At 65.1% G+C, this 24,752-nt stretch carries 26 protein-coding genes and 1 pseudogene; 15 read left to right on the top strand and 12 right to left on the bottom strand.

Going from position 1 to position 24,752, the window contains the following annotated elements:
• The 5 genes from AC58NV_RS06355 to AC58NV_RS06335 all read left to right on the top strand — a co-directional run.
• Positions 1-900: aminodeoxychorismate synthase component I (locus AC58NV_RS06355; protein ID WP_497226367.1), on the top strand; the 900-nt coding region annotated here is incomplete at its 5' end.
• Positions 843-1,496, top strand: coding sequence for an aminotransferase class IV family protein (locus tag AC58NV_RS06350; RefSeq protein ID WP_497226366.1), 654 nt, complete (start codon positions 843-845; stop codon positions 1,494-1,496). The genes AC58NV_RS06355 and AC58NV_RS06350, both read left to right, overlap by 58 nt.
• A 342-nt stretch (positions 1,497-1,838) precedes the next feature.
• Entirely contained in the window at positions 1,839-3,617 is a 1,779-nt protein-coding gene (aspS, locus tag AC58NV_RS06345; RefSeq protein ID WP_497226365.1) for an aspartate--tRNA ligase, read from the top strand.
• 262 nt (positions 3,618-3,879) lie between these two features.
• Positions 3,880-5,265, top strand: coding sequence for a DUF1800 domain-containing protein (locus AC58NV_RS06340; RefSeq protein ID WP_497226364.1), 1,386 nt, complete (start codon positions 3,880-3,882; stop codon positions 5,263-5,265).
• Between the two features lie 15 nt (positions 5,266-5,280).
• Positions 5,281-6,501 carry a DUF1501 domain-containing protein gene (locus AC58NV_RS06335; RefSeq protein WP_497226363.1) on the top strand — a complete coding sequence of 407 codons (1,221 nt, stop codon included), beginning with the start codon at positions 5,281-5,283 and terminating at the stop codon, positions 6,499-6,501.
• A 499-nt stretch (positions 6,502-7,000) separates the two neighbouring features.
• Here the strand turns inward: AC58NV_RS06335 and AC58NV_RS06330 are convergent, their stop codons facing one another.
• Positions 7,001-7,429, bottom strand: a complete 429-nt coding sequence (locus tag AC58NV_RS06330) for a hypothetical protein (protein WP_497226362.1) — start codon at positions 7,427-7,429, stop codon at positions 7,001-7,003.
• A 36-nt stretch (positions 7,430-7,465) separates the two neighbouring features.
• A complete protein-coding gene (locus tag AC58NV_RS06325) occupies positions 7,466-7,717 on the bottom strand; it encodes a hypothetical protein (RefSeq protein ID WP_497226361.1) in 252 nt (83 codons plus the stop codon).
• A 180-nt stretch (positions 7,718-7,897) separates the two neighbouring features.
• Between AC58NV_RS06325 and mce the strand changes: the two are divergent.
• Both mce and AC58NV_RS06315 read left to right on the top strand, forming a co-directional pair.
• Positions 7,898-8,292: pseudogene (mce, locus tag AC58NV_RS06320) on the top strand (methylmalonyl-CoA epimerase); the annotation flags it as partial.
• 229 nt (positions 8,293-8,521) lie between these two features.
• Positions 8,522-8,623: a hypothetical protein gene (locus tag AC58NV_RS06315; RefSeq protein ID WP_497226360.1), complete on the top strand. Its 102-nt coding sequence runs from the start codon at positions 8,522-8,524 to the stop codon at positions 8,621-8,623.
• A 323-nt stretch (positions 8,624-8,946) separates the two neighbouring features.
• Here the strand turns inward: AC58NV_RS06315 and AC58NV_RS06310 are convergent, their stop codons facing one another.
• Positions 8,947-9,636, bottom strand: a complete 690-nt coding sequence (locus AC58NV_RS06310; protein WP_497226359.1) for an EI24 domain-containing protein — start codon at positions 9,634-9,636, stop codon at positions 8,947-8,949.
• Positions 9,633-10,211, bottom strand: coding sequence for a nitroreductase family protein (locus AC58NV_RS06305; protein ID WP_497226358.1), 579 nt, complete (start codon positions 10,209-10,211; stop codon positions 9,633-9,635). Before AC58NV_RS06305 ends, AC58NV_RS06310 begins: the two co-directional genes overlap by 4 nt.
• A gap of 197 nt (positions 10,212-10,408) precedes the next feature.
• Here AC58NV_RS06305 and AC58NV_RS06300 point away from each other — a divergent pair, with 197 nt between their 5' ends.
• Positions 10,409-10,690, top strand: coding sequence for a DUF167 domain-containing protein (locus AC58NV_RS06300; RefSeq protein WP_497226357.1), 282 nt, complete (start codon positions 10,409-10,411; stop codon positions 10,688-10,690).
• 3 nt (positions 10,691-10,693) lie between these two features.
• On the opposite strand, the gene AC58NV_RS06295 is transcribed toward AC58NV_RS06300, so the two are convergent.
• Positions 10,694-10,930: a DUF8831 family protein gene (locus AC58NV_RS06295; RefSeq protein WP_366659066.1), complete on the bottom strand. Its 237-nt coding sequence runs from the start codon at positions 10,928-10,930 to the stop codon at positions 10,694-10,696.
• A gap of 149 nt (positions 10,931-11,079) precedes the next feature.
• Here AC58NV_RS06295 and AC58NV_RS06290 point away from each other — a divergent pair, with 149 nt between their 5' ends.
• The 5 genes from AC58NV_RS06290 to AC58NV_RS06270 all read left to right on the top strand — a co-directional run bounded on the left by AC58NV_RS06290 (position 11,080) and on the right by AC58NV_RS06270 (position 13,106).
• Complete coding sequence (locus AC58NV_RS06290) at positions 11,080-11,793, top strand: M48 family metalloprotease (protein ID WP_497226356.1); 714 nt, start codon at positions 11,080-11,082, stop codon at positions 11,791-11,793.
• 2 nt (positions 11,794-11,795) lie between these two features.
• Positions 11,796-12,188 (top strand): YigZ family protein, encoded by a 393-nt coding sequence (locus AC58NV_RS06285; protein ID WP_497226355.1) that lies wholly within the window; start codon positions 11,796-11,798, stop codon positions 12,186-12,188.
• Between the two features lie 88 nt (positions 12,189-12,276).
• Positions 12,277-12,540, top strand: coding sequence for a DUF6455 family protein (locus tag AC58NV_RS06280; RefSeq protein ID WP_366659061.1), 264 nt, complete (start codon positions 12,277-12,279; stop codon positions 12,538-12,540).
• Between the two features lie 30 nt (positions 12,541-12,570).
• Positions 12,571-12,831, top strand: coding sequence for a DUF6455 family protein (locus AC58NV_RS06275; protein WP_497226354.1), 261 nt, complete (start codon positions 12,571-12,573; stop codon positions 12,829-12,831).
• Entirely contained in the window at positions 12,828-13,106 is a 279-nt protein-coding gene (locus AC58NV_RS06270) for a DUF6455 family protein (protein WP_497226353.1), read from the top strand. The genes AC58NV_RS06275 and AC58NV_RS06270 overlap by 4 nt, the downstream gene beginning before the upstream one ends.
• A gap of 34 nt (positions 13,107-13,140) precedes the next feature.
• Here the strand turns inward: AC58NV_RS06270 and AC58NV_RS06265 are convergent, their stop codons facing one another.
• The 3 genes from AC58NV_RS06265 to rimO all read right to left on the bottom strand — a co-directional run bounded on the left by AC58NV_RS06265 (position 13,141) and on the right by rimO (position 16,041).
• Positions 13,141-13,383: a CDGSH iron-sulfur domain-containing protein gene (locus tag AC58NV_RS06265; protein WP_497226352.1), complete on the bottom strand. Its 243-nt coding sequence runs from the start codon at positions 13,381-13,383 to the stop codon at positions 13,141-13,143.
• 145 nt (positions 13,384-13,528) lie between these two features.
• Positions 13,529-14,611 carry a Shedu immune nuclease family protein gene (locus AC58NV_RS06260; protein WP_497226351.1) on the bottom strand — a complete coding sequence of 361 codons (1,083 nt, stop codon included), beginning with the start codon at positions 14,609-14,611 and terminating at the stop codon, positions 13,529-13,531.
• Between the two features lie 5 nt (positions 14,612-14,616).
• On the bottom strand, positions 14,617-16,041 hold the full coding sequence (gene rimO, locus AC58NV_RS06255) for a 30S ribosomal protein S12 methylthiotransferase RimO (protein WP_497226350.1): 1,425 nt from the start codon (positions 16,039-16,041) through the stop codon (positions 14,617-14,619).
• A gap of 187 nt (positions 16,042-16,228) precedes the next feature.
• Here rimO and AC58NV_RS06250 point away from each other — a divergent pair, with 187 nt between their 5' ends.
• Together AC58NV_RS06250 and AC58NV_RS06245 are read left to right on the top strand one after the other, a co-directional pair.
• Positions 16,229-17,584, top strand: a complete 1,356-nt coding sequence (locus tag AC58NV_RS06250; protein ID WP_497226349.1) for a hypothetical protein — start codon at positions 16,229-16,231, stop codon at positions 17,582-17,584.
• A 207-nt stretch (positions 17,585-17,791) separates the two neighbouring features.
• Positions 17,792-19,696 carry an AsmA family protein gene (locus AC58NV_RS06245; RefSeq protein WP_497226348.1) on the top strand — a complete coding sequence of 635 codons (1,905 nt, stop codon included), beginning with the start codon at positions 17,792-17,794 and terminating at the stop codon, positions 19,694-19,696.
• Positions 19,697-19,910: 214 nt separating this feature from the next.
• Here the strand turns inward: AC58NV_RS06245 and AC58NV_RS06240 are convergent, their stop codons facing one another.
• The 4 genes from AC58NV_RS06240 to AC58NV_RS06225 are packed head-to-tail and all read right to left on the bottom strand — an operon-like array spanning position 19,911 to position 24,540.
• Complete coding sequence (locus tag AC58NV_RS06240) at positions 19,911-21,407, bottom strand: phosphomannomutase/phosphoglucomutase (RefSeq protein ID WP_497226347.1); 1,497 nt, start codon at positions 21,405-21,407, stop codon at positions 19,911-19,913.
• Positions 21,408-21,428: 21 nt separating this feature from the next.
• Positions 21,429-22,262: a 3-deoxy-8-phosphooctulonate synthase gene (gene kdsA, locus AC58NV_RS06235; protein WP_497226346.1), complete on the bottom strand. Its 834-nt coding sequence runs from the start codon at positions 22,260-22,262 to the stop codon at positions 21,429-21,431.
• A gap of 15 nt (positions 22,263-22,277) precedes the next feature.
• Entirely contained in the window at positions 22,278-23,903 is a 1,626-nt protein-coding gene (locus tag AC58NV_RS06230) for a KpsE/RkpR family capsule polysaccharide export protein (protein WP_497226345.1), read from the bottom strand.
• On the bottom strand, positions 23,881-24,540 hold the full coding sequence (locus AC58NV_RS06225; RefSeq protein ID WP_497226344.1) for an ABC transporter ATP-binding protein: 660 nt from the start codon (positions 24,538-24,540) through the stop codon (positions 23,881-23,883). The genes AC58NV_RS06230 and AC58NV_RS06225 overlap by 23 nt, the downstream gene beginning before the upstream one ends.
• Positions 24,541-24,752 lie beyond the last annotated feature (212 nt).

The following is a 24,752-nucleotide window of genomic DNA, read 5'->3' as shown; positions in this document are numbered from 1 at the left end:
CCCCCCCCCCCTCCCCCCCCCCCCTGCCCGGCCTATCAGCCGGGCGATGCAGGTTTGGAAGGCATAACGCCGCGTTGGGGCCAGGAGCGTTACACCGAGGCCTTTGCCGAGGTGAACCGCAATATCGGCAAGGGCGACATCTATCAGGCCAACCTGACCTTTCCGATTGATGCGGACGCCTATGGCACCGCTGAGGAGCTCTATGCCGCCTTGCAGGCCAAGCAGGCGGTCGGCCACGGCGCGCTGGTCGAGCAGGACGGGCTGCCGGACCTGCTGTCGCGTTCGCCGGAGCTGTTCTTCCGCACCGATGCGGAGGGCGTGATCGAGACCCGCCCGATGAAAGGCACCCAGCCGCGCAGCGACGATCCCGTCGAGGACGCCCGCCGCCGCGACTTTTTGCGCCAGGACGAAAAGAACCGGGCCGAGAACCTGATGATCGTGGACCTCCTGCGCAACGACATCAGCCGGGTGGCGCAGACCGGATCGGTGCATGTGCCGGAGCTGTTTGCGGTGGAAAGCTATGCCACCGTGCATCAGATGGTGTCGCTGGTGCGGGCGAAACTGCGCCCCGATGCGGGTCTGGCGGAGATCTTTGCGGCGCTGTTCCCCTGCGGCTCGATCACCGGCGCGCCCAAGATCCGCTCGATGGAGATCCTGGCGGAGCTGGAACCCTGGGCGCGCGACATCTATTGCGGCACCATCGGCTGGGCGGCGCCGGACGGGTCGTCGGAGTTCAACGTGGCCATCCGCACGCTGATGCTGGAGGAGGGCCGCGCAACGCTCAACGTGGGCGGCGGCGTGGTCTGGGACAGCACCGCCGAGTCCGAATATGAGGAAGCCCTATGGAAAGCCCGGTTCGCCCGCGTGACGCCCTCCAGAACGATCCCGCTTTCCGCCTGATCGAAACCCTGGGCTGGCACCCGGGCGAGGGGTTCCGGCACCAGGCGCAGCACCTGGCCCGGATGGGGCGCAGCGCTGCCGAATTCGGCATTCATTTCGACCCGCAGCAGGCGCAGCGCGTGCTGGCCGGGGTTGCGGGCGGGGCGCCGCTGCGCTGCCGGCTGACGCTGGACGCGGCCGGGCAACTGGCGCTGGCCACGGCACCGCTGGGCCGCACGCCAACCGGATGGCGTCTGGGCATCGCGGAGACCCGGCTGAAGGCCGGGGACATCTGGCTGCAGCACAAGACCACCCGCCGCACGCTTTATGATACCGCGCGGGCGGAGCTGCCGGCGGGGCTGGACGAGCTGCTGTTCCTGAACCAGCGCGATGAGCTCTGCGAAGGCACCATCACCAATCTGTTTGTCACCCGCGCGGACGGGCGGATGGTGACGCCGCCGCTCAGCTGCGGCCTGCTGCCGGGCGTCCTGCGCCAGGTGCTGCTGGAAAACGGCCAGTGCGCGGAGGCCGTTCTGCGGCTCGAGGACTTGCACGGCGCGCAGGCCATACACATGGGCAACTCCCTGCGCGGGCTGATCCCGGCAACGCTGGTCTGAAGCGCAGCGCTCCCGCGGTCAAGAGGCCCCTTGGCCGGCGCCAGCGGGCCAGTGCCCTTCGGGTCCGGCAGCGCACCTGAGGTGCGCCGCGCCGCAGGCGGGGCGCCCGGCCCAACGCTTGCGGTCCTGCCGCGCCAGCGGCGGGGCCGGAGGGGGCGGGAGACCCCGGCTGATGCACGGAACCGCTGATTTCAGGCTTCAGACCGCGCGGAAATGCCCCTGTTTGCTTGACAAGCGCGCTGCAACCTTGTGTACCACCCCGGACGAATTCCGCGCCCTTTTGCGCTTATCCCGAATGACGGTCCCGAAGGACCCGCGACCCGCATAACGAAAGGCCGAGCCATGCACGCCTACCGCAGCCATACCTGCGCCGAACTGAACAAATCCAACGTGGGTGAAACCGTCCGCCTGTCGGGCTGGGTCCACCGCGTCCGCGACCACGGCGGCCTGCTGTTCATCGACCTGCGCGACCACTACGGCATGACCCAGGTCATGGCCGACCCGGACAGCCCGGTGTTTGCCGAGATCGAGAAGGTCCGCAGCGAATGGTGCATCCGCATCGACGGCAACGTGCTGGCGCGCGACGAGAGCCTGGTGAACTCCAAGATCCCGACCGGCGAGATCGAGGTCTTCATCCGCGACATCGAAGTGCTGGGCAAATCCGAGGAACTGCCGCTGATGGTGTTCGGCGATCAGGAATACCCGGAGGAAACCCGCCTGCGCTACCGCTACCTGGACCTGCGCCGCGAGAAGATGCAGAAAAACATGCTGCTGCGCTCCAACATGGTGGCCTCGATCCGGCGCCGCATGTGGGACATCGGCTTCAACGAGTATCAGACCCCGATCATCACCGCGTCGTCGCCCGAGGGCGCGCGCGACTTCCTGGTGCCGTCGCGCCTGCACCCGGGCAAGTTCTATGCGCTGCCGCAGGCGCCGCAGCAGTTCAAGCAGCTGATGATGGTCTCGGGCTTTGACAAGTATTTCCAGATCGCGCCCTGCTTCCGCGACGAGGACCCGCGCGCCGACCGCTCGCCGACCGACTTCTACCAGCTCGACATGGAAATGTCCTTTGTCACCCAGCAGGACGTCTTCGACACCATCGAGCCGGTGATGAAGGGCGTGTTCGAGGAATTCGGCGGCGGCCGCAAGGTGGATCAGACCTGGCCGCAGATCTCCTACAAGGACGCGGCGCTGTGGTTTGGCACCGACAAGCCGGACCTGCGCAACCCGATCAAGATGCAAGTTGTCTCCGACCACTTCCGCGGCTCCGGCTTTGCGATCTTCGCCAAGCTGCTGGAGCAGGAAGGCACCGAAATCCGCGCCATCCCGGCGCCCACCGGCGGCTCCCGCAAGTTCTGCGACCGGATGAATGCGTTTGCCCAGAAAGAGGGACTGCCGGGCATGGGCTACATCTTCTGGCGCGAGGGCGCGGACGGCATGGAAGCGGCAGGCCCGCTGGCCAAGAACATCGGCCCCGAGCGCACCGAGGCGATCCGCCAGCAGCTGGAGCTGGGCGTGGGCGATGCGGCCTTCTTCCTGGGCGGCAAGCCCAAGACGTTCCAGACCGTTGCAGGCAAGGCGCGCAACGTGATCGGCGAGGAGCTGGGCCTGACCGAGCAGGACCGCTTTGCCTTTGCCTGGATCGTGGATTTCCCGATCTACCAGGAGGACGAGGAGAGCGGGAAGCTGGACTTCGACCACAACCCGTTCTCGATGCCGAAGGGCGGCATGGATGCGCTGCAAGGCGATCCGCTGGCCGTGACCGGCTACCAGTACGACCTCGCGTGCAACGGCTATGAGCTGGTCTCCGGCGCGATCCGGAACCACAAGCCGGAAATCATGTTCAAGGCCTTTGAAATCGCCGGTTACGGCGAGGACGAAGTGAAGAAGCGCTTTGGCGGCATGGTCAACGCCTTCCAGTACGGCGCCCCGCCGCACGGCGGCTGCGCGGCCGGCATCGACCGCATGGTGATGCTGCTGGCCGACGAGGCCAACATCCGCGAGGTCATCATGTTCCCGATGAACCAGCGCGCCGAGGACCTGATGATGGCGGCGCCGTCCGAGCCGATGGCGGAACAGCTGATGGAACTAGGCCTGCGGGTGATCCCGCAGGATCAGTAACCGCCGCAAGGAATTCAGGGAGGCCCGGGCAGTTGCCCGGGCCTTTTCTGTTGGGGCGCTGCCGGAATTTCGCGAAAACTCACGCCAGGACAGCAGGTGTCTTCCCGGCCGTTTTCCCGCGCCCGGAAGCGGTTTTCACAATACGGCCGCACAGGCGGCGGAACGCGCGGAGATTTGCGTATCATTTTAAATTCACCTGTGGGCCGGGGCGGCGATGCTCTAACTTGCAGGTGCAAGGGCAGTTCAGGGAGAGAGCAGGGCGATGCGGTTTGACGGGGATTTGGCTGAGATCCGCTTTGGGGCAGGGCTGTCGCCGCTGCTGCCGCCGCCGGCCTCGGCGGAGCAGATGCTGGCGCGCCTGAAGGGGCCGGATGCGGCTGCGAATGCGTTTCCGCTTCCGGATTTCGATGCCGCTTTCCAAGACACCGGGGAATTCCGCCGCCTGCGCCGCGCCCGCAACAAGCTGCGCGGCCAGCCCGGTCACGAGGCTGCCGAAGAAGCGTTCAAAGCCTACCGCAGGGCGCGCAACCGGGAGCGGCGACGCTGGCACGGGCAGCGGCTGCTGCGGCACATACACACCTCTGACGGGCTGCGCGAACGGCTGGTGCTGTTCTGGGCGGATCATTTTTCCGCGCAGGGCAAGACCGGCTTGTACCGCGTTCTGGCGACCCCTTACGCCGAAACCGTGATCCGGCCGCATGTGGCGGGGAGGTTTGAGGAAATGCTGATCGCTGCCGTCACCAGCCCGCTGATGCTGCATTATCTGGATCAGGAGCGGTCTGCCGGTCCGGGCAGCCGGGCGGCGCAGCGGCGCAAGCGTATCAGCGGGCTGAATGAGAACCTGGCCCGCGAGGTGCTGGAATTGCACACGCTGGGCGTGGATGGGCCTTACAGCCAGGCGGACGTGCGGCAATTGGCGGAGCTGTTCACGGGCCTGTCCGTCAAAGGCAGCGACGGGTTTCTGTTCCGGCCCGGGATGGCCGAGCCCGGCCCGGAAACCGTGCTGGGGCAATCCTACGGCGGCGGCAGGCCGGCGCTGGAGCAAGTGCTGGCGGCCTTGCGCGATCTGGCCCGCCATCCCGCCACCGCGCGCCATGTCGCCTGGAAGCTGGCGGTGCATTTCACCTCCGACACGCCGGAGCCGGCGCTGGTGGACCATCTGGCTGCCCGCTATCTGGAAGCGGATGGGGCGCTGCTGCCGGTTTATGAAGCCTTGCTGGAGCACCCGGCGGCCTGGGCGCCGCAGCTAGCCAATGTAAAGCCGCCGTTTGATTTCCTGGCCTCGGCCTGCCGGGCGCTGGCGGTGCCGGAGGCGCGGATCGCAGATCTGAAGCCGGGACAGATAAACCGGCTGCTGCTGGCGCCGCTGACCCCGATGGGGCAGCGCTGGGAATTTCCCAATGGCCCGGACGGCTGGGCGGAGGCGGATCAGACCTGGATCACGCCGCAGGCGCTGGCGGCGCGGCTGCGCTGGGCGATGGCGGCGCCGCGGCGGCTGCTGCAGGACCTGCCGGACCCGCGGGATTTCGCGGAGGCCGCCCTGGGCGGATACACCAATGAGAGAGTCCGCTTTGCCGCCCGCGCGGCGGAGACCCCGTCCGAAGGGGTCGGCCTGATCTTGTCTTCTCCCGCCTTTCAGCGCCGCTAACAGGAGGCCTTGCCGATGCAAATTTCCCGCCGTTCCCTTCTGACCCGCTCTGCTGCGCTGGGCTGTTCTCTGGCGGCCAGCCCGCTGCTGACCCCGGTCACCTTTGCCGCTGCTCCCTGGGACACCCGGCTGGTGGTGATCATCCTGCGCGGCGGCATGGATGCGCTGGATGCGGTGCAGCCCTATGGCGACCCGGATTATGCCGGCCTGCGGCAGAGCCTGCCCGGCGGGCCCGGCACCGGCGCTGCCGACCTGGACGGGTTCTACGCGCTGCACCCGGGGCTGGCGCCGCTGCTGCCGCTGTGGCGCGCGGGCCAGCTGGGCTTTGTGCAGGCGGTCTCCACCCCGTACCGCGACCGGCGCAGCCATTTCGACGGCCAGGACCTGCTGGAGGCAGGCACCGCCGGGCCGGGGCAGGCGGAGGGCGGCTGGCTGAACCGGCTGCTGCAGCTGATGCCGGGGGTGGAGGCGCGCACCGCCTTTGCCATCGGTCAGGAACGGATGCTGCTGATGGAAGGCGCGGCACCGGTGTCGCAATGGGCGCCGGGCGCCGGGCTGGCGATGAGCCCGCAGGCGGAGCGGCTGGCGGGCCTCTTGATGGAGGAGGATCCGCTGTTCCACGCGGCGCTGAACGAGGCGCTGGAGCTGACCCGGCAGGACCTGTCTTTGGGGACAGGGGAGAACAGCGGCGATGAAGGCGAGGACATGATGATGTCCATGATGAAAGCGCCCAAGGGCAAGGCGCACAGGGAAGTTGCCGCCTATGCGGCGCAGCAGCTGCGCGGCGACACCAGGATTGCGGCGTTTTCCATCAACGGCTGGGACACCCATCAGCGCCAGGCCAATGGCTTGAAAAATGCGCTGGGGCGGCTGTCCGAGACGATCCTGACCCTGCAGAGCGGTCTGGGCCCGGAGGCCTGGGGCAAGACCGCGGTGGCGGCGGTGACCGAGTTCGGCCGCACCGCCCGCGAAAACGGCACCGGCGGCACCGACCACGGCACCGGCGGCGCGATGCTGCTGGCAGGCGGTGCCATCCGCGGCGGCCGGGTGCTGGGCCGCTGGCCGGGGCTGGCGGAGGCGGATCTCTATGACCGCCGCGATCTGATGCCGACCGCGGATGTGCGCAGCCCCCTTGCCTGGCTGCTGCACGGGCTGACCGGCGCCGGCCGGAGCGGGCTGGAATCCGCTGTGTTCCCCGGACTGGACATGGGCGGCGACCCGGGGCTGCTGCTCTGATCGTGAATCACCTGTCCCGCTTTGCGGGCGACAGGCATCCGTTCCTATTGCGGCTTGGCGCTATGTCCGGCGGTCTTTCAGGCAGCGGCTCCCCCTGCCGGCCTGTTCAGGGAACGGGCCGCCGTCGGGCCTGGCACCGCCCTGCAGGCGGTGCCGGGCCGAAGGCCGCCAAGAAGCACGGCGTAAGCCGTGCGGCTGCGGGCGCGGGAGAGTTGGTGGATTGAGATTGGTGCCGGGCCTGGTCCATTTGCGTTGCGGTACGCGCAGGCGGCAGACAGGGAGGGTCTTGCCTGCAGCTGGACTGTCAAAGGCTGCCGCAGGACGAAGGTCTCAGCTGCGCCCGATCGGGTTTACTGCCTGCGCGGCTGCAGGATCAGGGCGCGGCTGCTGGCGGAGCCGCCGGCGGTTGCTGGCGGGACGGCGCGGGCTTCCAGCCGGACCTGGCCGTAAAAGGACAATAATCAGCGTGGCGAGGGCGATGAGGCAGGCTTCCAGCATGTCAGGTATCGCCGCGCGGCGCCGCAGCCGTCTGCACCAGCCCGGCCAGCGTGGCGGCGTCCTGGGTGAGCGGTCTGCCTTTCTGCCGCGAGCGGGCCAGGCGGTCGGTGGCATCGGCGAGCGGCCTGTCGCCGCGCCGCCGGGCAACGCCGCCCAGGCAACCGCGCCAGATAGGCCAGGTCCTTTCCTGCCCCATGTTCAGCACATCGGCGGCGTGGGCGATGTCGTCGCGGTAGGTGATCAGGTCCGGCTCCACCGTTCGTCGTTCAATGCGCGCGGGCCGCAGGGCTGGCGGTCCGCCGGGATGCCCGCACAGCACCGCCTGCTGGAAGGCGGCGAGCGAGGTGATCGGTTCTTCCAGGAAGCCGCCGGCGCCTGCTTCCAGCGCGGCCGCCGCCAGATTGGGGTCGCCGGAGGTGGCCAGGATCACGCTGGGCGCGGGCTGGCGTCGGCCAGTTCGCCGGGATCAGGTCGAGGCCGGAACCGTCCGGCAGCCGACATCGGCGATCAGCACCGACGGCGAGACTGGCAGATGGCGGCGGCGGGCGGACTTCAGGCAGTCGGCGCGGCGGATGCGGGCGCCGCTGCGCAGGCACAGAAGGGCGCAGCGCCTCGCAGGCGAAGCGGCTGTCCTCGACCACCAGGATGGTGACACCAGAAGCGGGCGCCTGCTGGCTGGCAGGCGCTGGGCGGCAGCAAACAGTTCCGAATCGTCCATAACGCATCCTCCTTGCGGATATGTTCCAACGCTAGGGATTCGAGGCGAATCACTCGTTAACGGGGCGTGCGCAGGAGCGGATGGACGAGCGAAGATGTGCGGATTGGCGCACTTGCCGGCGGCGCAGCAAAGCCCCCATAACCGCTGCGGAGGAATGTTTGTGAGAGGAGCACAACAAAGATGATCGGCCGCTTGAACCATGTTGCCATTGCTGTCCCGGATCTGGAGGTGGCATCGGCGCAATACCGCAACGCGCTGGGCGCCAAGGTCGGCGACCGGAGGATCAGCCTGGATCGACGGCGTCACCGTGGTGTTCATCGAACTGCCCAACACCAGATCTGAGCTGTTGTACCCGCTGGGGACAATTCGCCGATCAACAGCTTCCTGGAAAAAGAACCCGGCGGCGGCATCCACCACGTCCGCGATGAGGTGGAGGATACCCGGCGGTGCGCGACCACCTGAAGGCGCAGGGCGCGCGGGTGCTGGGTTGGGCCAGCCGAGATCGTCGCCCACGGCAAGCCGGTTCTGTTCCTGCATCCCAGGATTTCAACGGCTGCCTGGTGGAACTCGAGGAGTTTGACGTGATCAGCGCCGCGCCCGGCTGCGGGCAGGGGCAAACCGGAGGAGCCAGCGCCATGGGCATTACATCAGCAATCGTTCTGTACGGTGATCGTTCATGACCTTCCTGGTGTGTGATCCCATCCGGCTGGAAACCCAGGCGACAGGGGCGACGCTGGTGCCGGGCACCCATGCCTGCGTGCTGCAAAAGCACTTCCTGAACAGAAGGCCTGGATCACCACCGGCGTGGCGGCAGTGCTGTGGGCCATTATCTGCGCGATCGTCATCTCCGGCGTGATCTCGGTGCATGATTTCGACTGGATGGGAACGCTGCTGGAGCGGCAGTGATCCGTCTCGGCACCAGACAATCAAGATAGCAGGATCCTCCCTGCTCGGCTTGAAGGCATTGAAATGCTTCTCGTTCCTGGTTCGGGCGTGGCGCCGCGCTGATGCGCGGCGCGGCTGGCCAGCCCGGCGGGCTGGAGCGGACGGAAGCGCAAGATTGAACTCAGAAGAGATTTGCGGAGAAGCGTTTTCAAGGGCAGGACTGCCCTTGAAAGCGCCATCTCCAGTGTTTTGCGGCCTTTACCGCGTCAAGGCTGAACCGCGCGTGCCGCGCGGCGGCTGGCGCCGGCCTTGACCCGGCTGCGGCCGGAGGGGGCGGGGCCGGCCTAGCGGCGGGCCAGCGCGTGGTAGATGTGGGTGAAGGTGGCGGCGCCCAGGATCGGGATCACCAGGTTCACCAGCGGCACCGACAGCGGCACCGCCATCAGCGTGCCGGCTGCCCAGATGGTGGTGGAATGGCGGCGGCGCAGCTTCTTGGCCTCGGCGGTGCCGACCCGGCGGGCGGCAGCAAGGGTGAAATATTCGCGCCCCAGCAGGAAGCCGTTGAGCCCCCAGAAGATGAACAGCGCCGCAGGCGGGAACAGCACATAGAGGAACAGCGCCAGGATGTTGGCCGCAATCAGCAGGCCGAGGAAGTTCACCGTGTCCTTGACCGCGTCCCAGAACGGCACTTTGGCCGCCGGGGGCAGGGCGGGGTAGTGCTTGTCCTCCACCGCTTGGGCAACCTCCTCGAGGAACATCGAGGTGATGGCCGAGGCCACCGGCACCATCAAGAACACCGACAGGAACAGCATGAAGAACAGCGAGCCGAACGACAGGAGGTCGTCGAGCCAGGTGACCTCGCCAAGCACCGGCAGCGTGGCCTCCGGGCCGACCAGCCACTGGATCAGCATCAGGAAGCCGGCGTAGGCTGCGATCAGCAGGGCGATGGTCAGGCCCAGCCCCAGAAACAGCACCTTGCGGAAACGCGGGTCGCCAGTCTGGCCGAGGGTTTTGAAAAAGGCGGTGAAGATCATGCGCTCATCCAGGTGGTGATGGCGTCCAGGTCCGGGCGCGGGCGCTCGGGCGGGGCGGAGCTTTCGGTGGCGATATGGACGATGCCGGCGATGCGCTCGTTTTCCGCCAGGCCAAAGGCTGCCTCGCAGAAGCCGCGGTCATGGCTGGCCCAGCCGGTCAGCCAGTTGGCGCCCCAGCCTGCCGCCAGCGCCGCATTCAGCAGCGCCAGGCAGACCGCGCCGGCGGAGTAGGTCTGTTCAATGGCCGGGATTTTGGGGCTGCCCTTCTGCACTTCGACCACCACAACAGCAAGCTGGCCCTGGTCGAACTGGCTGCGGCCCTTGGCAATGTCTTCCGGGCTTTTGCCAAGGCGCCGGCCGGTTTCTTCGGTCAGGCCGGCCAGCCGCGCCATCGCGGGCTGCTCCACCACGACAAAGCGCCAGGGCTCCAGCTTGCCATGATCGGGGGAGCGGGCGGCGGCGGTCAGGATCGGCAGCAGCTCGTCCCGCGAAGGCGCTGGCGCCACCAGCGTCTTGGCCGGGCGCGAGCGGCGCGACAGCAGGAATTCGAGGGCGGCGTCATTGCGTGCAGGCATATGTGAAACCTTTTTACATCTGGTGCTGCCTATCTCGGCGGCGTTGGGTGTTTTTTCAAGAGCCAATGGGCCTTGCGCGCCATCTGTGCCGGAAATGCAGCAGGCGGCGGGGGCTTGGGTTTCGCTGGCAGGGTGATAGCGGTGTCAGGGCGGCAAAGTCTATGGTTTTTGCCGCCTGCGCAGGGCATCAGTGCCTCATGGGAAAGCCAAGGAAGAAAGACCTGCCGGATCTGTGCCATCTGTGCGTGCCGGGCGCGGAGATCGCGGTGCGGGCGGCGCCCAAGGCGGCGCGCAATACCATTGTGCAGGCGGAGGGGGTGCTGAAGATCTCGGTCACCGCGGCGCCGGAGAACGGCAAGGCGACCGAGGCCATCCGCAGCCTGCTGGCCGTGGCGATGGGCACGGCTGCGACGAATCTGGAACTGCGCCGCGGCGCAACCTCGCGCGGCAAGGTGTTTGTCTATACCGGGCCTGCCTGAGGGCTAGTCGTCGCCGACCAGCCGGTAGACGCCCTCGGGCAGATCGAGTGCGGCGGCCAGATCCCGCACCTGGTTGTGCGACAGCGTGATTTTCTGCACGCTGTCGGTGCGCGGGTCGTATTGCTCAACCGTGACGCATTCGGCAAAGGAATTGATGGTCACATCCTCGTTGAGCGGGCTTGTGTTCTCGTCAACAAGGGTGATGACCGTCGAGTCGAATTCATGTTCGATGGTAAACATGCCCCCAGCCTGCACTGCGGGCCGCCTTCTGGCAAGGCCTTGCAATTGCAGGCGATCATCCCGATCTGCCGGCAAGGTTCCGCCGCCGGGCAATTGCCTTCCACCGAGGGAGCAGGGTAATGTGCGGGTGGATTTCAAAAGGATGTGCCATGCGCCGTTATCTGTGTCTCATTGCCCTTGCCGCCAGCGCCTGCAACATGGTGGTGGAACCCGCACCCCAGCCGGTCCAGACCGCGCAGCGGCAGCCGGTGCAGGGGATGGCGCCGGGCGAGGCGCGCAGCGCCTTTGCCTCCGTCACCCGCCGGGTGGAGCCGGTGGCGGAGCGCGAATGCCGCAGCCGCACCCAGGGCCTGAACTGCGACTTCCTGATCCGCATCGACCCGAATCCGAACGCCGCGCCCAACGCCTATCAGAGCCTCGACCGCAACGGCCGGCCGGTGATCACCTTCACCCAGCGGATGCTGGGGCAGATTGCCAACCACGATGAGCTGGCCTTTGTGATGTCGCATGAGGCGGCCCACCATATCCGCGGCCACTTGGCGCGGCAGGCGACGAACTCTGCCCTGGTCAGCGCCGGTGCCGGTCTGATCACCGCGCTGGCGGGGGGCGGGTCCGCCAGCGTGTCCACGGCGCAGGATATCGGCGGTTTTGTCGGCGCCCGCACCTATTCCAAGGAATTCGAGCTGGAGGCGGATGAGCTGGGCACCATCATCACCCACAAGTCCGGCTACCGGCCCAGCGTCGGCGTGCGGTTCTTCAACCGGCTGCCGGATCCCGGCGACCGCTTCCTCGGCACCCACCCGGCCAACCCGGACCGGGTGCGGGTGGTGCAGGCCACCATCGCGCGCAACAATCTGAACTGACCGTGGCGGCCAGGGACACCTCTGCCCCCGGGCTGGAAAAGCTCGGCGTGGTGCTGACCGACCGCGGCTCGAAATACGCGGTCACCGGCGCGCGTGTGACCTCGCGCGAGGACGTCGATGCGGTGCTGGCAGAGCTGAAGTCTGAGCGCGCCTACGCCAAGGCCACCCACAACACCTGGGCGGCGATGCTGCCCAGCGGCGGGCTCAAGGCTGATGACGGCGAAAGCGGTGCGGGCATGGTGATCCTGCGGATGCTGGAGCGCGAGGGGATCACAGACCACGTCATCATCGTCACCCGCTGGTACGGCGGCAAGAAGCTGGGCGGCGACCGTTTCCGCCGGGTGCAGGATGCGGTGCGCGCCTATCTGGACCACCGGGGCGGTAAGCCCGCGTGAAAATTCTCTCCGGTTGACCTGAGTCAAATCCGCTCCCGCCGCCAATCGCTAAGCTGCCCCGGCAATGCATGATTACGGGGTATGCGCGATGACCGCCGAAGCTGATCTGAAAACCCACGCCGAACTGTTCGACCGGATGGCCTGCGCCGTTGGCCTGGACCTGGAGGAAGAGGCAGTCAGCGGCCATCTGCGCTTTGACGAGATCGCCGAGGCGGTGCTGCGCTGCACCCGCTGCGGCGGTGTCGGCGCCTGCCGCAAATGGCTGGCCGAAGGCCTGCGCCCGGGCGCCGACGCGCCGGATTTCTGCCGCAACCGCGATCTGCTCGGCTATTTGAACGAGCAGCAGGCCTGACCGCTCCGCCCCATCCCAGGAGATTGAAACATGAAGCCATTGGGTGAGCCGCTGCGCCATTTGCGGCTGATGTCCCGCATGGGACAGGCCATCGGCGCCGACCTGTCCGGCGCCCTGGCCGCAGGCCGGATCAGCAATCAGGATTGGGCCGACATGGTCACCCGCTGCCGCGGCTGCAGCGCACCGGGCCAATGCGCTGCCTTCCTGGCAGAGCATGAGGACGCCAGCGCCCCGATGCCCGGCTGCCTGAATTCCGAAGACCTGATGCGTCTCAAGGAGCAGGCCCGATGAAGGACATGGCAGCGGAGGCCGAGGGTCTCGGCAATATCTTCCGCCACCTGTGGCTGTTGCGCGCCGTGGCAGAGGCCGCGGGCGTCGATCTGGATCAGGCGGTGAAGGCGGGCCGCCTCAGCGGCCTGGATTATGCCCGGATGGTGACAAGCTGCCGCGGCGCGGGCTGCGGCAAGTCCTGCGCGCTGTGGCTGTCCGCCCGCCGGGGCGGCGAGATGCCCGCAGTGCCGGAGTTCTGCCCCAGCGCGGATGTCTTCAGGCGGCTGATGCCCTGATCCGCCGCCCGCGCGGCGCCTGCGGCTTGGCCCGTTACAGCTTGGAATGCGTCCCGTCGCACAGGGGCTTCTTGCCCGTGTGCTTGCAGCCGCAGAAGAACAGCTTGCCGTCCTTCTCCGCGGTGTATTTCACCGGCTCGAACGCCGTGTCCTTGTGCGAGCCATCGCAGAACGGCTGCCGCTTGGACCTGCCGCAGGCGCACCAGAAATAGGTCTTTCCCTCCTTCACCTCGACCGGGAAGGGGGCTTTCTGGGCGATTTCCGGAGTGTCTGACATGGCTGGGCGCTCTCCCTGGCTGGTTGCGGTTGGGGAAGAGCGTAGCAGGGATTTGGCGCGAGGGGAGGGAAAACCCAAAGCCCGCGCCTTGCACGGGGCAGCGCCCGACCTTCCCCACGGGAGGGCGCTTCGCACCCACCCAGGGTCAGACGCTGGGGTGATGGTTCGTTTCTAGCGCTTTAAGCATCGCTTCGGCCCGATGGTAGAGCTCGTCAAAGGTGATTATCTCGGGTGAAGTAGTGTTTCGACGAAGTAGTTCAAAGCAAGAAATTTTGTCGTCGTTCTGTGCAATCTGAGATAGCCTTCCTGCCACGAGGTAAGATTTGGGAAACACCTGATAAACGTACTCTGGCAAGTTGTTGCCGTCTTTGTCTTTAAGCTGTGTCCTTAGTTGCCTTCTTGAAAACTCAAAGCTGGTCTTCTGCGCTTGAGAAATCGCCCCTGAAAGTTCGTCACTTGGCTGCCAAACTCCCGATCTGTAGGGAGCCCTTTTAACTAGTGAAGTTGTGCTAGACTTTATCTCAATGAGTACGAAATTGCTTACTTCAGCTCGAGTTTTGGCTAGCCCATCTGCCCGCTTCCCAGCAGAGTTGAAATCACTACCAGTAGTAGTTTGCTCGAATTTTTCACCAACCTTGTCAATGAAGATGTAATTGAGGCCGAGGCCAAAGATCCAGCTGTTAGCTTCCAGGAAGTTCTGCCAAGTTGTTTCAGGTGTATCGTTTTCCAGTAGCTTTTTGAAGTCGTTAAGAGATTTCCGTTTGTTGGCTAATGCAAAGATGTCGTTGGAGAATTTCGGATTTTTTGATAGATCTCGAGTTATCTTTTGAATGTTTTCGAACGAGGCAAAAGATAACAAGTCATCAAGCGAAAACGTGTTTAAATCAATCTTTTTCTTGCTTGGGTTCTCGAGGTCGAGACTGCGCAGGATAGATAAAAGAGAGGTAACAACTTCTGTGTCAAACCCATTGAAGCTAATGCTCTCATCCAAGAACCAGCCGCTGTTCTTTCTGAACCTAAGTTTATGAATTTTTAGGGTCGATATGTTGCTCGAGTCTTTTTTGTAGAACGCAGAGACGGATATCCTTGTTAGGTTCGAAAGTTCGAACTCTCCAAGAACGTTTTCCTCATGGTCATCACAAATTGCCGCGTAGGCTCCACCCTTAGGCGACGGGTTCACATAAAGTCTTTTAGGGCGATAGCGTGCTATGTATTGCTCATCAGACATCCAAGCTAACTGCCGTTGCTAATAACTCCCCACAAGTCATACTCTCCCGCCTCGTCAACTTCAACGGTCACCAGATCACCCGCCTGCAACCCCTCGGTCCCCTCATCAATGAAAAGGTTGCCGTCGATCTCCGGCGCGTCGGCCTTGGTGCGGCAGGTGGCGATGCCATCCTCGTCAATGTCGTCCACGATAACCTGCATCGTCTGGCCGACCTTGGCCGCCAGCTTGGCCTCGGAAATCGCCTGCGCCTTCTCCATGAACCGCTCCCAGCGCTCCTGCTTGACCTCTTCCGGCACGTGGTCCGGCAGGTCGTTGGAGCGCGCGCCGTCGACGTTTTCGTATTTGAAGCAGCCGACCCGGTCGAGCTGCGCCTCGTCCATCCAGTCGAGCAGATGCTGGAACTCCGCCTCGGTCTCGCCGGGGAAGCCGACGATGAAGGTGGAGCGCAGGGTGATGTCCGGGCAGGTCGCGCGCCAGGCGTTGATCTCGTCCAGCGTCTTGGCTGCCGCCGCCGGGCGGGCCATGCGGCGCAGCACATCCGGGTGGGCGTGCTGGAAGGGGATGTCCAGGTAGGGCAGCAGCGCATTGTCCGGGTCCGCCATCAGCGGGATCAGCTCGCGCACATGCGGGTAGGGGTAGACATAGTGCAGCCGCACCCACAGGTCCTCCGCCGGGGCCAGCTTGCCCAGCTCGCGAGAGAGGTCCTGGATATGGCTGCGCACCTCCTCGCCCTTCCAAGGGTGGGTCGAGTATTTCCGGTCCAGACCATAGGCAGAGGTGTCCTGCGAAATCACCAGCAGTTCGCGCACTCCGGCTTCAACCAACTTTTCAGCCTCGCGCAGCACCGCGTGCACCGGCCGCGACGCCAGCTTGCCGCGCATGTCCGGGATGATGCAGAACTTGCACTTGTGATTGCAGCCCTCGGAGATCTTCAGATAGCTGAAGTGCCGCGGGGTCAGTTTCACACCCGCCGCGGGCAGCAGGTCCACGTAGGGGTTCGGGCTGGGCGGCACCGCGGAGTGCACCGCGTCCAAGACCTGCTCATACTGGTGCGGGCCGGTCACCGCGTGGATGCGCGGGTGATGCTCGCGGATGTAGTCCGGCTCGGCGCCGAGGCAGCCGGTCACGATCACCTTGCCGTTTTCCTTCAGCGCCTCGCCGATCGCCTCCAGGCTTTCCGCCTTGGCGCTGTCGAGGAAGCCGCAGGTGTTGACGATCACCGCGTCGGCGCCCGCGTAGTCGGGCGAGATGCCGTAGCCCTCGGCGCGCAGCCGGGTCAGGATCCGCTCGCTGTCCACCAGCGCCTTGGGGCAGCCGAGCGACACCATGCCGAGGGTCGGCTGGCCGTCGCGGGGCGCCTCGCGGAACTGCGGTTCCGGGGCGAGGTCAGGGCGGAGGCTGGGCGGGTTGCTGGACGGGGTACTGGTCATGCGCGCGCATATAACAGGAATGCGGCAGGAGGCAAGGAAAACGGGGGGTGCAAGCGGTGCACCCCCTGTGCACCCCCTGTGCACCGGGGAGGTGCATTTTCGCCGGATGTGCGGGGTTCGCAGTTGTAGGCGGGGCGCCAAAGCCCGTAGCCTGCGGCAAAGCGAATTTGCATGACGAGAGCGATTGATGCGTGACGAGACCCAAACGCCGGAGGCCCCGGCCGCCCCGCAGCGCAAGCTGACACCCGCCAACGAGAACCCCTGGTATGTGCTGATGACGCTTTATGGGGAGCAGGAAGGGGAGGAGATTGACGAAGGACTTCACGAGAAAAACAGGAGAGCGTGGAACTCTTGGGTCCTGCGATATCTTTCCATTGAGGAAATTGAAGAACAAACTGTTGGCTGGAAAAGCGAGTGTCTAGATGATCTGATAGGGTTAGAATGGGGGCGAAGGGAGGAGGTATTGTTTTCTGATGAAATTCAAAAGAGAGCTGTAAAAAGTAAGTATTCCTTGCCAGGCTGGGCCGACGTCGTTCAATTTCTGGACGTTGAGTTTAACAACGAATTGTGCCTAGATGGCTTCGTTTTGCCCAAGGATGTTGAGTTCACGCGCTGTAAGTTGCTTGGCATTTCGGCTAAATATACTGCATTTTTAAAGGATCTCCGGCTGGAAGATGTTGAAGTTTCTCAAAAGGCGTCATTTAGTGAAGCGCTATTTTGCGCTGCGTACCGAAGCTTCGAAACTGAATATCTTGGTCCTGTAAATTTTCTTCAGTCGATATTTAAGAGTGAAACCTTTTTCTACCGTGATACCTTTTTTAGCGAAGCCTATTTTCAAGATGTGAAGTTTTGTGGCGAAGTTGAATTTGCCGGTTCGACTTTCCTGTACGACGGGGAGGGTTACTACGATGAGGGTCTCTTTCAAGGTTGTATTTTTGAAAGCCCTGCAAGCTTTAGAGAAGTGAGGTTTTTGCGACAATACCCTAGATTTCACGAGTCTCTTTTGCATGAAAAGACTATGTTTAGTGCCAATAATGAATGCTGGCCCGATATAGTCTCGCAGCCTTTGCATCATGCGAAAAGTGCCTGTTCAGCAATTCGCCACCTTGTTGCCAAACAGGGCCTCCCGGAAGACGAGCACTTCTTCTTCCGCCGCGAAATGCAGTTTGCCAGCAAGATCGGCTCCATCTGGCAGCGGCTGCCCTATCTTCTGTTCGGCTGGCTCTCGGAGTACGGCTATTCCATTGCCCGCCCTCTCTGGTGGCTGTTCGCCATTTGGCTGTTTGGAACCTTTGTCATAGCGGAGCACTTTGTGGCGGAAACCGCCGAGCCTCTGCTAGGTTCTGATGATTGGACAGCTATGGCGCTAAGCTTTTCCAACCTGTTTCCTGTATTCGGGTTCGGGCGGGCTTATTTCGGGACTGAGTTCCTGCAGGCATTGCCGCAGCATCTAAAGGTTCTCTCCGGCTTCCAGACCGTCGCCAGCCTGCCGCTCTTGTTCTTCCTCGGCCTGGGCCTGCGGCAGCGGTTCCGGCTGCGGTGAAGACATGAACGTCCCGGGCCGCTTGCGGCCGGTTCTTCCCCGCCCCGTCACGCCGGAAGGGCGCCCGCCCCGGGGCGGGTGCGGAGCTCTCGAAGACGTGACAACACCATCCCTTGACCCCTCTATGCATTGCGCCCCCGCGCACAGGCGGTAAGCTGGGGAAAAGACCCTCGGGGAACAGGGGGACAAGGCAAGAGGAGCGGGATGATGAAGCTGATAATCCGGGTCGTGACGGCGCTGGTGCTGACGGTGGTCGTGCTGGCGGCGCTGGTGCTCTTGCTGCCGGGCGAGAAGATCGCGCGGCTGGCCGCCGATCAGCTGGAAACCCAGACCGGGCGCAAGCTGGACTTCGGCGGCAAGGTGCGCTTCACCTTCTGGCCGACGCTGGGCGTCAAGGCCGATGCGGTGACGCTGTCCAATGCGGACTGGGCCGGTCCGGAGCCGATGCTGCGGGCCGAACGGCTGACCATCGGGGTCTCCGCGGCAGAGCTGCTGCAGGGCGATGTGCGGGTCACTGAGGTCTCTGCCATCCTGCCGCATCTGAACCTCGCCACCAACGCGGAGGGCACAGGCAACTGGGTCATGGGCGGCACCGGCGCGGCGCCGGGCGGCGGCGGCGGTGCCTTGCCGCTCCGGATCGAGGCGGTGGAGCTGACCGGCGCCTCGCTGCGCTATGCGGCGCACGGGCAGGAGCCGGTGGTGATGAAGAACATCGATCTCAGCCTGCTGTGGCCGGACCCGGCCGGCACCGCAAACGTCAAGGCCACGCTGCGCCCGGCGGGGGAGCCGGTGGAGGTGGACGCCGAGATCGGCACCTTTGCGGGTTTCCTGGCCGGTGAGGTGTCCTCGGTCGGGGCAACGGTGACGGCGCCCGGCGGCAAGGGCCGGTTTGACGGCCACGCCGATATCAACGGCGAGGCCAGCGGGCGGCTGACCTTCGGTGCCGAAGACGCGCTGCAGACTGGTGTGGCGCTGGGGGTGTTCCTGCCCGATGCGCTGGCGCAGAAGGCGGTGTTCGGCGCCGATGTGACCTATACCGCCGACGGGCGCCTGTCGATGCGGGACCTGGCGCTGGAGCTGGGCGCCAACCGGCTGACCGGCGCGGCGGATGTGGAATTCAATGACCGTCCCAGCATCACCGCGCAGCTGCAGGGCGGGGCGCTGGATTTCTCCCGCTATGCCGCCGGGCAGGGCGGTGCCGGCAGCGGCGGACCGGCAAGCCGCGGCTGGCCGGAAGGGGTGATCGACGCCTCGGCGCTGGGGCTGGCGGACGCGGCGGTCGACCTGACCTTTGACAGCCTTCGCACCGGCGGCCTGACCCTGGGCGCCAGCAAGCTGAACCTGACGGTGGAGCGCAGCCGCGCGGTGCTGAATTTCCTGCCTGCGGCGATGTTCGGCGGCCAGGTGCAGGGGCAGGTGGTCGCCAACAACCGCAGCGGGCTGTCGGTGGGCGGCAATCTGACCTTCACCGGCATCCGGCTGGAGCGCGCGCTGGGCGAAACCGCGGGATATGACCGGCTGAACGGCGAGGCGCTGGGCGCGCTGGAGTTCCTCGGCTCCGGCAATTCGGTCGCGGCCATCATGCGCTCGCTCAGCGGCAAGGGCTGGCTGGAGGCGGGCAAGGGGTTCTTCACCGGCTTCGACCTGGAGCAGCTGATGCGCTCGGGCGGCAACGGCGGCAGCACCGTGTTCGACCAGCTGACCGCCAGCTACACGATCGAGGGCGGCAACCTGCGCAACGAGGACCTCCTGGTGCTGCTCAAGGGCTTCCGGGCCGATGGCAAGGGCAGGATCGGGCTGGGCGCGCGCGACCTTGATTACCTGTTCACGCCGCAGATCGTACGGGCGGGCCGCGACCAGGTGCTGACCATCCCGGTGCGGATCACCGGCCCTTGGGAGGACCCGGGCATCCGCCCGGACTTCGGCCAGGCGCTGCAGACCCGGATCGACGATGTCGAGCAGGAGGCCAAGGACCGGGTGCGCCAGAAGCTGGCCGAGGAGCTGAACCTGGAAACGGAGATCGCGCCGGAACAGGACATCAACGATGTGCTGAAGCAGCGCATCGAACAGGAGGCCCGCGACCAGCTGCTGAAACTCCTGGGCGGCGACTGACGCCCCCCACAGCCGGAGGCCGGGTCAAGGAAGGCTGCAGGCCTCCGGGCAACGCCCGGCGTGTCCTTGACGCGGCTGCAGGCGTCTTACACTGGGGAACGCGCATCTAAGGGCAGACTTGCACTTAGATCGCTTCTCAGCCAAAGAAAAAGCGCCCGCCAAAGGCGGGCGCGGATCGCCTGCGAAGCAGGCGAAATCCCTCTTGATCGGCGGATCAGATGGTCTGGTCGTAGTCGCCGACCAGCGGCTCGGTGCGGATCACCGCGTCGATATCCGCGAAGATCGCCCGCATCTCCGCCTCGCTGCCGGAGCTTTCGCAGACCACCACCAGGTTCGGGGTGTTGGAGGACGCCCGCACCAGCCCCCAGGAGCCGTTGTCCAGGATCACCCGGGCGCCGTTCACGGTGACGACTTCCTTGATGGCGCGGCCTGCGAATTGCTCACCCGCCTCATGCTTGGCCGCCAGCTTCTGCACCAGCCGCTCCAGCACGGCGTATTTCTCGGTGTCGGCGCAATAGGGCGACATGGTCGGGGTGGACCAGGTCTTGGGCAGCGCCTTCCTGAGGTCTGACATCGACTGATCCGGGTTGCGGTCCAGCATCTTGCAGACCTCAACCGCGACCCGCATGCCGCAGTCGTAGCCGCGGCCCACCGGTTCGGCCAGGAAGTAGTGGCCGGATTTCTCGAACCCGGCCAGGGCGCCGATTTCCTTCACTCGCCGCTTCATGTGGCTGTGACCGGTCTTCCAGTAATCCGCGGTGACGCCGTTCTTCTGCAGTTCGGGATCGGAGGCAAACAACCCGGTGGATTTCACATCCGCGACAAAGGTCGAATTCGGATAGAGCTTGCTGAGGTCGCGCGCCATGATCACGCCGACCTTGTCGGCAAAGATCTCCTCGCCCTCGTCATCGACCACACCGCAGCGGTCGCCGTCGCCGTCAAAGCCAAGCGCCAGATCGGCGCCGGAGGCTTTCACGCTGGCCGACATGTCATGCAGCATTTCCATCGCTTCGGGGTTGGGGTTGTAGTGCGGGAAAGTGTAGTCGAGCCGGTTGTGGCTCTCGACCACCTCGACGCCCATGCGCTTGAACAGCTCCGGCGCAAAGGCCGAGGCGGTGCCGTTGCCGGTGGCGCAGACCACCTTGAGCGGGCGGGACATTCTGAAATCGCCGACCAGGTCGTCGATATAGGCTTCCTTGACGCCATCGACAAACTCGTAGGAGCCGCCGGGCGCAGGCTGGCCTTCGCCGTTCAGCACGATATCGCGCAGCTCTGCCATCTCGTCCGGGCCGTGGGTCAGCGGCCGGTCAAAGCCCATCTTGACGCCGGTCCAGCCGTTCGGGTTGTGGCTGGCGGTGACCATCGCGACCGCGGGCACGTCCAGGTGGAATTGGGCGAAATAGGCCATCGGCGACAGCGCCGGGCCGATGTCCTTCACCTGGATGCCGGCCTGCATCAGGCCGAGGATCAGCGCGTTCTTGATGGCCAGCGAATAGTCGCGGTAGTCGTTGCCGACCGCGATCACCGGCTCGATGCCGCGCTTGCGCATCTGGGTGCCGAGGCCGAGGCCCAGGGCGGTCATGCCGGGGAGGTTGATCTCCTCCGGGTACTTCCAGCGCGCGTCGTATTCGCGGAAGCCGGTGGGCTTGATCATCGCGTCGCGCAGAAAGCTCCAGGTGTTCGGGGTCACCTCGGACAGCGGTTTGGTCATGTCTGAAATCTCTTTTGAAGGTCAAATACGAATGGGGTCGGCCTTGGCCAGCGCGTCAAAGCGCATCAGGCTGTCGATCAGCTGCGGCATCTGGTCAAGGTAGATCATGTTCGGCCCGTCGGAGGGCGCGTTGTCCGGGTCTTGGTGGGTCTCGATGAACACGGACGCGATGCCTAGCGACACCGCCGCGCGCGCCATCAGCGGCGCAAACTCGCGCTGGCCGCCGGTGGAGCCGCCCTTGCCGCCGGGCTGCTGCACCGAATGGGTGGCGTCCATCACCACCGGGTAGCCGCCCTGTGCCATCTGCGGCAGCGAGCGCATGTCGGCGACCAGCGTGTTGTAGCCGAAGGAGGTGCCGCGCTCGGTCAGCAGGATGTTCTGGTTGCCGGTGCTTTCGACCTTGGCGACCACATTGGCCATGTCCCAGGGCGCCAGGAACTGGCCCTTCTTGATGTTCACCGCCTTGCCAGTGTTGCCTGCGGCCAGCAGCATGTCTGTCTGGCGGCACAGAAAGGCCGGGATCTGCAGGATGTCGACGGCCTCAGCCGCCACCGCGCATTGCGCTTCAGTGTGGACATCGGTCAGCACCGGCACGCCGAATTCGCGGCGGATGGTGTCCAGCACCTTCAGCCCCTCGTCGATGCCAAGGCCGCGCTTGCCCGACAGCGAGGTGCGGTTGGCCTTGTCGTAGGAGGCCTTGAACACGAACTGGGCGCCTGCCTTGTCGCAGGCTTCCTTGAGCTGCCCGGCAATCATCCGGGCGTGGTCTGCGGTTTCCAGCTGGCAGGGGCCGGCAATGAAGGTCAGCGGACGGTCATTGCCAACGGTGAGGCCGGCGATATCGATGTTTTTCATGGGTACCCGATGGCTTTACGATGACACCTGCTCCCGCAGGATGGACGCGGTGAGCGAACACATCAGGTAGATACCGGAAAAGATCAGGAATGCCAAAACGGTATTCTCGAACTTGCGCGGATAGGAGGGTTCCTGGCTGGCAACCGGCTCCACCGCGGTGGTCAGGTAGCGGACCTGGCGGTTGGCCTCCATGCGGGTGGTTTCCACTTGCTGCAAGGCTGATTGCAGCATCAGGTCGCGGGTGGCGAGGTCGGCCTGGGCCATCTGGATCTGGATCCGCAGATTGGCGAGCGAGTTTTCGCCGGCCGAGGCATCGACCATCCGGTTGTTGAGGCTGGCGATCACCGCTTCCAGCCGTTTGATGTCGGCCTCTGCGCCGGACACCTTGGCGCGGTTGGGGCGGGCGTTGTCCATCAGCGCCGCCAGCTCCAGCCGTTTCTCCTCCAGCTGGATTTCAAAGGTGCTGATCTGGGTGCGCAGCGAGGCCACAACGCCCTCGGGGTCGAGCACCGCCCCCTGCTGCTGCAGCACCACCAGCCGCTGCTGCGCGGCGCGGCGCTGGGCCTCGGCGTCGGAAAGCGCGGTTTCGGCTTCGGACATCTGGTCGGCGCGTTTCTGCTGCGACAGGTTGTTCACCTTTTCCTGCGCATAGCCAATCAGCTTGCGCGAAAACTCCGCCGCCACTTCGGGATCGGCGGCGGAAACCTCCATCCGCACCACGCCCTCGGTCGGGTCATAACCGATCTTCACATTGCGGTTGTAGGTGGCGTAGGCCTCCTCGTTGGTCGGCGCGCTCTCCAGCCGCTGGATCGGGTCCAGCCACTCCTGGGTGAAATGCGCCTTGAACCCGACCTCGCGGTCCAGCCGCAGCATCGCCTCCTTGGACATCAGGTAGCTTTGCACCGCGATCGAGTCCTGGCTGGTGGCGAACTGGGTGCCGGACAGAAGCCCGCCGACACCGCCGGCGGCGCTGTCGGCCTTCAGCACCAGGAATTCCGACTTGGAGGAATACATCGGCGTCGCCACCGAATAGAAGTAATAGCCCGCGGCCAGGGTCGGCAGCATCACGAAGAAGGCCAGCCGCGCCGCCAGCATCGTCAGTTTGCGGCGGCGGCGGCGGGCGATGTCGCGCTGGATGTCCTGGATTTCGCGGGCGCGGCGCTCTGCCGGGCTCAGCTCTGTCGAGGGCAGGGTGGTCTTGGCCGCGGGAACCGTCTGCGGCAGCTGGACCTTGCCGGGCGCGGGCGGGGCGCCTGCGGGCTGCGCCTTGTTCTGCGGCACCACCAGTTCCAGCAGGTTGGCGCGCTTGAACGGGTCGATGCCGCGCTCGCGCAGCATCCGCACCGCCTCGAAATCGGAGGTGGCGGGCAGGTTGTGCTTTTGCGCCATCCGCCGCGCCAGGCGCAGCTGGCGGCCGGTCAGGCCTTCCTGGCGGATCGCGTCGATATCGGTTTCCATTTTGGTTTCGCGGGCAGAGCTGACCATGCCGGACAGCGGCGCACCTGCGTCGTCTGCGCCAGCCGGGGCTGCAGCGGCCGGGGCGGCCGGCTGCTCCGCCGCCTGCGGCTGGGCCGCGGCGCCGCCGCCGGCAGGGGTGCTGCGGCGGATGCGGAACTTCTTAGCTCTCGGTTTCGTAGTCATAGAGCTGTTTCGCTTCTTCCAAAGTGTCAAACATGTGCAGCTGCCCCTGCAGCAGGACGGCAGCCGAACGGGCAAATTTCTCCAGCGTCCTGGCCTGGTGCGAGACGATGATGATGGTGGTGGTCGCCAGCCGTTCCTGCAGGATCTCGCCGGCCTTGCGGTTGAACTCCACATCGGTGGTGGAGGGCATGCCTTCGTCGATCAGGTAGATGTCGAAGTCCAGCGCCAGCATCAGCGCAAAGCTGAACCGCGCCCGCATGCCCGACGAATAGGTGCCGACCGGCTGGTCGAAATACTCCTTGAGCCCGCAGAGCCAGCGGCAGTAGGCCTCCACGTAATCCGGGTCGAGGCCGTAGAGCTTGGCGATGTAGCGGCAGTTTTCCATCGCTGACAGGCGGCTGATGACGCCGCCCATGAACCCCAGCGGGAAGGAGACCTTGCAGTTGCGGCGGATCTCGCCCTCATCGGGTTTTTCGAGGCCGGCCATCATGTTGATCAGGGTGGTCTTGCCGGTGCCGTTCGGCGCCAGCACGCCCAGCGAATTGCCGGGCTCGATGCGGAACGACACGCGGTCAAGGATCACCTTGCGCTGGGTTCCTGTCCAAAAGGACTTGCTGACGTTTTCAAACTCAAGCATCGCCTGTTCCGGTACTGCCCGTGCGGCCCTGTCGCGGGTTCTCGTGTGCCTCTTGTCCGGGCGCGCGCGGCGCGCCCTTGGCCCCTTCATATCAAAAGAGTGTTAATGGCCTACGCCCCGAATTTGGCCTTATTATGTCGAACTGTGACATAAATCATCAACCAAGTGTTAACCAATTTGCCCCGCATCCGGGCCGCAGGGGACGGAAATTG

It is taken from the genome of Leisingera sp. ANG49, assembly GCF_059694505.1.
Note: the sequence above shows the minus strand (reverse complement) of the source record. Positions and strands in the feature narration are given on the sequence as shown.